The following is a 9311-nucleotide window of genomic DNA, read 5'->3' on the forward strand; positions in this document are numbered from 1 at the left end:
CTTACTACTAATTTTTTGAGAATGAAAGTGATTATTAAATTATTTATAACTTTTAGTGTTCTCCTTATTAGCGGATGTACTCCGTTAGTAGCTAATGAAAACTACAAAGAAGTTGTTGCAATCTCTGGAGGAAACTGGGAAGACCCAACAATTTGGTCTTCTCAAAATGTCCCTACTGAGGCAAATAATGTTATTATTCCAAATGGTATAAAAGTATTTATTGGAGAAGAAAGTGAAACATTATTATTAGGCAATAACTTAACTGTAGAGCAAGGAGCAATTCTAATGTTGGGTTTTAATGGAGAAGGTAACCGATCTGTTGAAATTAATGGCTCTTTAGTGTGCGATGGTACAATTTCTTCTGGAAGAGGAACAGGTAGCGATATTACAACAGGAGCATACTATTCTTCTAATCGTAGTTTTGTTTTTAACTTAAACAATGAAGCTACAAAGGTTTCTGGGAAAGGTTATTTTCATGTAAAAGGATTGGTTTTTAATAATCAATATTCTGATATAAAATCAGTTACAGTAGACCATTATAATATTATTGTAGACGGAGATTTTACTGTAGAGTCTACTTCTAAAGTAACAATTGATATAGATCATTTTACCTATTTAAATATCAAAGGTAGTTTTGCTACTACTGGTAACAACGTAGATTATCTTAAAAATGACAGTTGGTCTGTTGTTAATGTAGGTGGTATAGTCGTTACCGATAATGTAAATTTATATGGTAGAAATGAGTTAAATCAATCGAGATTAACAATTCTATCAGAGGGTAGTTTATATACTCAAAAGGTCAATAATAATCTTAAAGCATCAAATTCTGAACAAGGTTTTCGTTTAAAATTAAAAGAAGATGCGTTATTCAGATGTGGCGAATTTGCTCCTAGTCCAGATTCTCTAGCAAGTGCAGATAGGAATTTGAACTTAGAGAATAGTGGTGAAATAAGACTACACTTTTCCAAAACAAATGAGTCTGTAGAAGAAATACTTAAGATAGTAGAAGAAAAAAAGCCGGAGAATAATCCAGAAGCATATAAACTCAAAGATGTTATCGGGGCTTCACATATAAAAGGGTGGTATTATTTTACAGATAAACCATTTTTGATAGAAGGTATTGATGCTTTTAAAGAAATGGGCTCTTCTGTATTTAAAACTTCTTTATCTGGTGAATGGGGTAAAATTCAAACACAGTATCCTTATAATTCTGAATGGCCAAATTATTCATCTATGCTGGGAGTTGCTAAAAACCCTATGATGGATACGTTATTTTCTACTGAGTATATTAAAACACATGCTATGTGGGTTAATAATAATACAAAAAGCTATTACAAAGAAGGGCCTGATAAGAACCACGATACTTTTTTATACGAAGAAGAACAAATTTATAACTTAGCAGTTCATTTCTTTAAGACTTATGGCGATAAGGATAAGCGTTTTATCCTTCAAAACTGGGAAGGAGATTGGATGCTTAGAGGATCGAAGATAAAGTGGGAAAAAGATGATCCAATACCTACAGACGTAGATTGGAGAGTGGAAGGAATGGCACGTATGTTTAGAGCAATGATGCGTGGTTTAGAAAGAGCAAGAGCGGAGTATCCTTTAGCAAAAGCACAAATACTTTTAGGTGTAGAATTTAATAAGCTTTTTTATAAGCCCACTGGAGGTAGCGAACATATTACTATGATGGATAGTGGTATTCCATGTGTTTTAGCAGATGTTATTACAAAATGCCGTCTCGATTTATCTTCTTGGTCATCTTATGATGGTAATTGGAGTTATGATGATACACCATTTCCGTATGCGTATTGGACAGGAATAAGAATTGCTGAATATTTTACAACAAATACGAGTCAGATTACAGATGGTGTTCCTGTGCAAATTGGTGAATATGGTAAAAATGAAAACCCTTTATTTATCGTACCAAAAGGGGAAATGAACCCAATGGATGAAGTAATTGAAGATATAGAAGAGCGTTATAGTAAAATTTGTGGTACTCTTTCTGCTCTAGGTGTTCAATATTTTTATATGTGGAATTTGTATGGAAGTGGTGAACAAGATATTGACTTAGATACAGATGATGCTGATACGTATACAGAAGAATTCTTATACCAAGTTTTAGATGGTAAATGGGTAATAGAACCTGATGGATCTTGGGGAATTGCGGCAGAATATTTAATCAAAATATTTAATGGGGAGGTGAATCCTCCAACAAGCATAGATAGGGACAATACTTTTGCAAATAGCATCGTTATATATCCGAATCCAGCACAAAATGAATTAACAATTAAAGCAAATAGTCCTATTTCATCTGTTACTATATATAGTATAGAAGGAAGGGAAATTAGAACAACAAATACTATTAGTAATAGCAAAATCGATGTTTCTGAACTAAGGCGAGGGTACTATTTTATGAAAGCTTCTTCGAATAACAACATTGCTATTATTAAATTTTTTAAGAAATAAAATTAAAGTGACATGAAACAATCACTACTATTTATACTACTTCTTTTACCTTCTCTACTTTTTGCACAACATAGAATGGTAAACGGAACTGTTGTAACCTCTGACGATAGTATGCCTTTACCTGGGTGTAATGTTACCATTAAAGGAGTTACCAAAGGTACAATTACAGATATTGATGGTAAATTCTCTTTATTGGTAAACGATACAGATGTCTTAATTTTTTCTTTTATAGGAATGGCTTCTCAAGAAGTTGTGGTAAAAGGAAAAACAAATCTTAGTATCAAGATGGAATTTGATGCACAGCAATTAGATGAAATTGAGGTGAGTGCAGGGTATTTTGATATCAAAAAATCTGACATTACAGGTTCTATCACTCAAGTTGGAGCAGAAACTTTAGAACAATCGCGTACAACATCCGTAGAAAATATGCTTTCGGGTAGAGTAGCAGGTGTTGTAGTTTCTAACAGTGGTGAACCTGGTGGCGGAGTTGGTATTTCTATTAGAGGTACAAATTCTATGTTAGGAGGTACACAACCGTTATATGTTGTAGATGGTATTCCGATAGAACCTCTTCAAGATGCTCAGGGTAATAGTGGAGCGGGTGCTTCTCAATCATCATTAAGTTTTTTAAACCCTAATGATATACAGTCTATTTCTGTTTTAAAAGATGCTTCTGCAACGGCACTTTATGGAGCAAGAGGTGCAAATGGAGTTGTGGTTATTACAACAAAAGAAGCAAAAGGTGGAAAATCATACGATAAAATTACAGGTTCTGTAGAGATAGGAATATCTCAGGTAGCCAATAGAGTTGATGTATTAGATGGACCTGGTTACGAAAGTTTTATCAACCAAAAGCACATCAATGAGTTTTATAGAAGCATAACAAACCCTGCAAGAGATGGGATGGTGTTTGATGGTTCTCAGGAGCTTACTCCAGAAAACTTCCCGGAGGTAGCATTACTGCCAAACCAAATACCTTACTTACAATCTACGGGTGTAAATACAAATTGGCAAGATGAAGTTTTTCAACCTGCAATATCAAAAAACTATAACTTGGCGTATAGAGGAGGAACTAAAAAAGGGAATATATCTTTAAGTTTTGGGTTACTTGATAATGAAGGAGTTATTGTAAATTCTGATTTTACAAGAGCAACACTGAACATGAACGTTCGTAGAGAAATGTTTAATGGAAAAGTAACTCTTCAATCTAAAACGAATGGCTCTTACGGTAGTGGCAGAGCAACTTCTTCTGGTAATGGTCAGTTTTTTTCTGATAAAGGTGTAGTAACAAATACATTAACTTTTCAACCTATTTATGCAAAGTTAGAAGATGGTCAAACAGACGATTTGTATGCGGGATTAAATGAAGGGCAACTTCTTTCAAATCCATATACTATGGCAACAGAAGTTCAGGATAACAAAGAGGCTTTAACTATTGCACAATCGTTTATTTTATCAACAGATTTTACAGATAATTTAAGTGGTACAGTAAAAGGCGCGGTGAATTACCAAAACAGCCAAAGACAATCGTTTTATCCTATTACTACAGCAAGAGGCAGAAGAAACAACGGAGAGGCTTCTCGTTCTAGTTTATCAAATACTAAATTATATTCTGAAGTAAACTTACGTTACCAAAATACATTTGGCTTACATCATATTGATGTAGTTGGTTTAGGCACAATAGAAAACAGAAGTGTGGAGTCTAACTTTAACAAAGCCTTTGGTTTTCCGGTTTCTCAAACATCTTACTATACTTTCGAAAACGCAACGGATATTTTAGTTCCAGTTACAAATTACTTTGATCAAAGTATGCTGTCTGGTTTACTTAGAGTGGCTTATAACTTTAACAGTAAATATTTTATTGATGCAAACGCAAGAATTGATGCTTCATCAAAATTCTCTGAAAATAATAAAAGTGGCTTATTTCCTGCAGTTGCTTTAGCATGGGCTGTTTCAGAAGAGAGTTTCTTGAAATCATCTGATAAGGTAAACAACTTAAAGTTAAGAGCCTCTTATGGTAAAACAGGTAATAATGCAATTGCCGCTTATCAATCAATGGGTTTAATGGAGCCTGTTCGTTATAATTTTGATGGGTCTGTAGCGGTAGGTTATGTTGAGTCAAACTTAAATAACAGTGATCTTACTTGGGAAACTACAGACCAAGCAAATGTGGGTTTTGATTTATCAATGTTTAATAGTCGTTTATATGTAACTGTTGATGCATACTATAAACTAACACATGATTTACTTCAAAATGTAAATTTACCTGTATCCAATGGTTATATAAGTAAAGTTGACAATTTTGGTGAGGTCGAAAATAAAGGAGTTGAACTTACTGTTGGTTATGATGTGATTTCTAAAAAGGATTTTAAATGGAATTTAACAGGTACTTTTGGGGTAAATAGAAACAAACTTGTATCATTAAATAACAATATAGAGTATCAGTTAGGTCCTAAAGTTGGTCCAGATAAAGTGTACCCAAGTATGTTTATGGAAGGTAAACCACTAGGTATTTTCTGGGGAGCTGAAACAAATGGCATATATTCTGATTGGGCACAAGTTGAACAAGATAAAATGCCGTCTGCATATCCTGGAGAAATTAGATACGTTAATCATGATGCAGTTTATGATGATGCAGGTAATTTAGCAGACAACCAACAAATCAACTTTGATGATTATGTACAGATTGGGGACCCAAACCCAGATTTTAATTACTCATTAAACAGTTCTATGAACTATAAAAACTGGGATTTCAGTTTCTTAATTACAGGGCAGCAAGGTGGTGATATCTTGTGGGTAGAGTCATGGTCATTAGATAATATGGGTAAACAATTTAATGCAAGAACAGAAGCATTTAATAATGCATGGAAAGCACCAATTTCTATTGATGCAGAAGGAAATCCATCGTATACACCATCAATAGGTAATACAACAAATGCAGGTTACCCTGCACCAGTAAGAGTTTCTGGACAAAGAGCAATTGCTTCTGATAGACAAGTTTATGATGGTTCTTACATTAAATTGAAAAGTATGAACATAGGGTACACTTTGCCTATTCAAGGTAAAAAACGCTCAATTCGTTTTTATGCAGCGGGTAATAACTTATTTACAATTACAGATTATCCAGGTTTTGATCCTGAAGTTCAAACTTACAATCAGAATCCTCAAAGGAGAGGGATTGATTTTGGTTCATACCCAGGTACACGATCTTATATATTCGGTTTAAAATTCAATTACTAATCTTAAAACTGAAGAAAAATGAAAAAATATATAATCATCAGTTTAGTATTTTTAGGAATATCATCTTCTTGTACTTTTCTAGCAGAAGATCCAAAAGTACAAATAACTACAGAAGAATTTTATAAAACAGAAAATGATGCGTTAGTTGCTTTATCTGGAGCTTATGGTCAGATGAAAAGTGGTTACGGTTATTACCGTCAAACTTTTATCACAAACCTATTTGCATCGTCAGATCAAGGAACGGGAAGTTATAAACATGCTGAATATTTTACGGGAACTTTATCAGCAACAAATGCTACTTTAACAGATACTTGGAATCAAATATACATTAGTATTCGTGATGTGAATAATGTTATCGCTAAAGTACCAGCAATTGATATGGACGAAGAATATAAAGCTAGATTAATTGGAGAAGCACGTTTTTTAAGAGGGTTACATTACCTAAACCTTGTTAGAGCTTGGGGAGAAGTACCGTTAAGGTTAACCCCTGCAAAAGAAGGAGAAGATGAAGTAGGTTTACCTGTATCAGGAATAGATGTTATTTATAATAGTATAATTGCAGATTTAAAATACGCATCAGATAATTGTTGGGGACTGGAAGAGTCTAGAAATGGACAGACAAATGCTATTGGACGTGTAACAAATACTGCTGCTAGGGCTTTATTGGCAAAAACATATCTGCATATAGCATCTGCAACAAGAAATGCCTTAATTGGTAACGAAGGATGTAAACCTTACGAAGTATTTGCTGGAAAATACCAGGCTTATTACGATTCTGCCAAAGTGTATTGTGATATTGTAATTGAAGATGATACTTATGCGTTGGTTGATAATTTAACAAATTGGGAAAACTTATTCCATGCATCAAATGGTAACAATAGAGAGTTTTTATTTGATATTCAAAATGCACCAATTTCAGGGCAGGGATCTTCAGTAACTAACCTTTTTACACCTCAAGGAGCTGGATTAAGTGCAGGTAATTGGGGAGGCACAAACGATTTTAAATCAGGTTTTACAGGAAATAATATTGATGTTTCTGATACCAGATATGATAAAGCAATTATTCATGAGTATACGACATCAACTTTCCATTATGCTGTAAATACAAATAAAACAGCCTACATCGCTTATGATTTAGAAACAAATGAGCAACAGGCAATTGTATATAGAGTATTTACATCTAAATATATTGATAAAGAAGCAACTTCTGACGCCACAGCACAGCAAAATTGGCATGTAATAAGATTAGCAGATGTCTTTTTAATGAGAGCGGAAGCTGTAGCAGAAATTTATAAGAACCCTGCATTAGCAAACGATGATATCAATACTTTACGAGAAAGGGTAGATATGGATCATTTATTTGATGGAGCAGGAATGTCTATGAGTGATTTTAGAAAATTCTTAATTAGAGAAAGAGGAGTAGAACTTATGGGTGAAGGACACCGATGGTTTGATCTTACTAGAATGGGGATGCTAGAAGAATTAGTGAAAACAGCATTTGATCCATCGAATACAGGAAAAGTAGAAGGCATTAGAGGTCCTGAAGATTATGTATGGCCTATTCCTTATTCTGAGGTAGCTTCTAACGAAAATATAGACTAATAAAAATATTTAAAATTAAGCTGACAATATATTAGAAGAACCTGGTTTAATAATCAACCTTATTTAATCAGATTAAACGCTAATTGAGTGAACAAAAAGATTTTTTAGAAAATTTATTACAATGAAAAGATTACTTATAATGGTAGTTGGTTTTATTCTGATACTATCAACTACTTTACTAGCACAGAAAAAGAAACCAAATGTTCTATTTATTATTTCTGATCAGCACAAGCAAGCTTTTTCTGGAGCTTATGGTCATGAAATAGTAAAAACACCTAATATTGATGCATTAGCAAAATCTGGAGTTACATTTACAAATGCTTATACGCCAGCACCAGTTTGTGCTCCTACAAGGGCTGCTATTGTTACTGGAATGTACCCTTATGCAAATGGAGCAATTTATCATAAAGCTCCTGTAATGAACAAGAATGGTAAAGAGGTAAGAAAAGAAGCTGGTGTTTTAAGAGCAACTGGCTACCACGAAGGATTAAAAACAGTTGGAGAAATTTTTCAATCTGCTGGATACATAACTGCAGCTCCTGGTAAAATGCATGTACATGGTGAGTTACAAAAAAATGTAGATCCAAGTTATCCAGAAGGTAATTCTTTAGGATGGGATGAAACATCTGTGCGTTATTACACACATTTTCCTGGTGGACATTATGAAGATGAAGTAGGTAAGGATGCTTATCATAGATACCGTCAGATTCTTGAATATAAATCAAATGGTGGAAGCCAAGATTTAAATCCACAATTAAAGCCATCTTTAGTAGAAGACCATGAGGATAATTTTGATATGGTTGTTGCAAAAAAAGCAATTGATTTTATTAAAGAAAGAGGGCAAGATAAAAATAATTTTTTCTTACATGTAGGTTTTGAAAAGCCGCACTTACCTTTAACAACATTACAGGAGTATTATGATATGTATGATCCTGAATCTTTCACAATGCCAGAAACGGCTTACGATTGGTATGGTAAAGGTAAATACCCTTGGATACAAGACTGGGTACATAATGGATGGCCTAAAAAAGACAAAGCGTCTGCTAAAAGAATAATGGCTGCTTATGCATCATGTATTACAGAAATGGACGATATGATTGGTAGAATTGTTACTACTTTAAAGGAAAATGATTTATACGATAATACAATTATTATTTACACTACAGACCATGGAGAACACATGTTTGAACATGGTTTAAGAGGTAAACACAATATGTATGAGGCTGCTGTAAAAGTACCTTTTATTATTTCTTATCCGTCTGAATTAGGGCAAGGAACTAGAAATGAATCTATTGTAAGTTTAATTGATGTTATGCCGACTATTACTGAGTTAATTAATAAAAAGCCATCAAAAACTGCACAAGGAGTTTCCTTAGTGGCCACTGCAAAAACAGGAAAAGAACTTAAAGACCGCGTTGTGTTTTCTGAGTACAGAGCTGGTAATTATAAGGCATTTCCAAAGCAAAAAGATTTACCATCAAGAATGATGAGAAAAGGGAACTACAAATATATTTATACTCAAGGAATTATTGGTCAATTATATGATGTGGTGAAAGACCCTTTAGAAAGAAATAATTTAGTGTTAGACCCTGAATATAAAGATTTAGTAAACAGTTTATGCTTCCAAACAATTGCTGATTGGAGGTTCCAGAAATATTCTGAAATGGATATCAAAAAGAAGGGTAAAGAAATAAGCTGGGAAGAAAATGGACAAGCAGAAAGTTATGCTGTATTTTATAGCAAAACGCTTAATTCTCAGGAAGCAGAATTAGTAGCATCAACTATAAAAGAAACTTCTTATGAAGTAAAAAACAAAGGATATTATTGGGTAATGGCAATGCCAAAATTAACAAGAACGACTCCTCATTTAGGAGAAAATATTCCTGTTTGGACAACAGAACATAGCTTTCAACTTCCTATTACAAATGCAATTAAAATAGGGGGAGACAAGGGGAAAGCTTCAAAATAAAATAAGAGAAACCGACAGTATAGAAGAGTTT

Annotated in this window: 4 protein-coding genes; all 4 read left to right on the forward strand. The window is 33.6% G+C overall.

Annotated elements, in window-relative coordinates:
* Positions 1–21: 21 nt before the first annotated feature.
* The 4 genes from KM029_RS23805 (at position 22) to KM029_RS23820 (ending at position 9280) form a co-directional block, all read left to right on the forward strand.
* A complete protein-coding gene (locus tag KM029_RS23805; protein ID WP_144076303.1) occupies positions 22–2469 on the forward strand; it encodes a T9SS type A sorting domain-containing protein in 2448 nt (815 codons plus the stop codon).
* A 12-nt stretch (positions 2470–2481) separates the two neighbouring features.
* Complete coding sequence (locus KM029_RS23810; RefSeq protein ID WP_144076304.1) at positions 2482–5709, forward strand: SusC/RagA family TonB-linked outer membrane protein; 3228 nt, start codon at positions 2482–2484, stop codon at positions 5707–5709.
* Between the two features lie 18 nt (positions 5710–5727).
* Complete coding sequence (locus KM029_RS23815; protein ID WP_144076305.1) at positions 5728–7311, forward strand: RagB/SusD family nutrient uptake outer membrane protein; 1584 nt, start codon at positions 5728–5730, stop codon at positions 7309–7311.
* 121 nt (positions 7312–7432) lie between these two features.
* Positions 7433–9280 carry a sulfatase family protein gene (locus KM029_RS23820; RefSeq protein ID WP_144076306.1) on the forward strand — a complete coding sequence of 616 codons (1848 nt, stop codon included), beginning with the start codon at positions 7433–7435 and terminating at the stop codon, positions 9278–9280.
* Positions 9281–9311: the final 31 nt, after the last annotated feature.

It is taken from the genome of Flammeovirga kamogawensis, from assembly GCF_018736065.1.
Taxonomy (GTDB): Bacteria; Bacteroidota; Bacteroidia; order Cytophagales; family Flammeovirgaceae; genus Flammeovirga; species Flammeovirga kamogawensis.

Coding starts and splice junctions, on each gene's coding strand:
- KM029_RS23805 (WP_144076303.1), top strand. CDS start 22: ATGAAAGTGATTATTAAATTATTTATAACTTTTAGTGTTCTCCTTATT.
- KM029_RS23815 (WP_144076305.1), top strand. CDS start 5,728: ATGAAAAAATATATAATCATCAGTTTAGTATTTTTAGGAATATCATCT.
- KM029_RS23820 (WP_144076306.1), top strand. CDS start 7,433: ATGAAAAGATTACTTATAATGGTAGTTGGTTTTATTCTGATACTATCA.
- KM029_RS23810 (WP_144076304.1), top strand. CDS start 2,482: ATGAAACAATCACTACTATTTATACTACTTCTTTTACCTTCTCTACTT.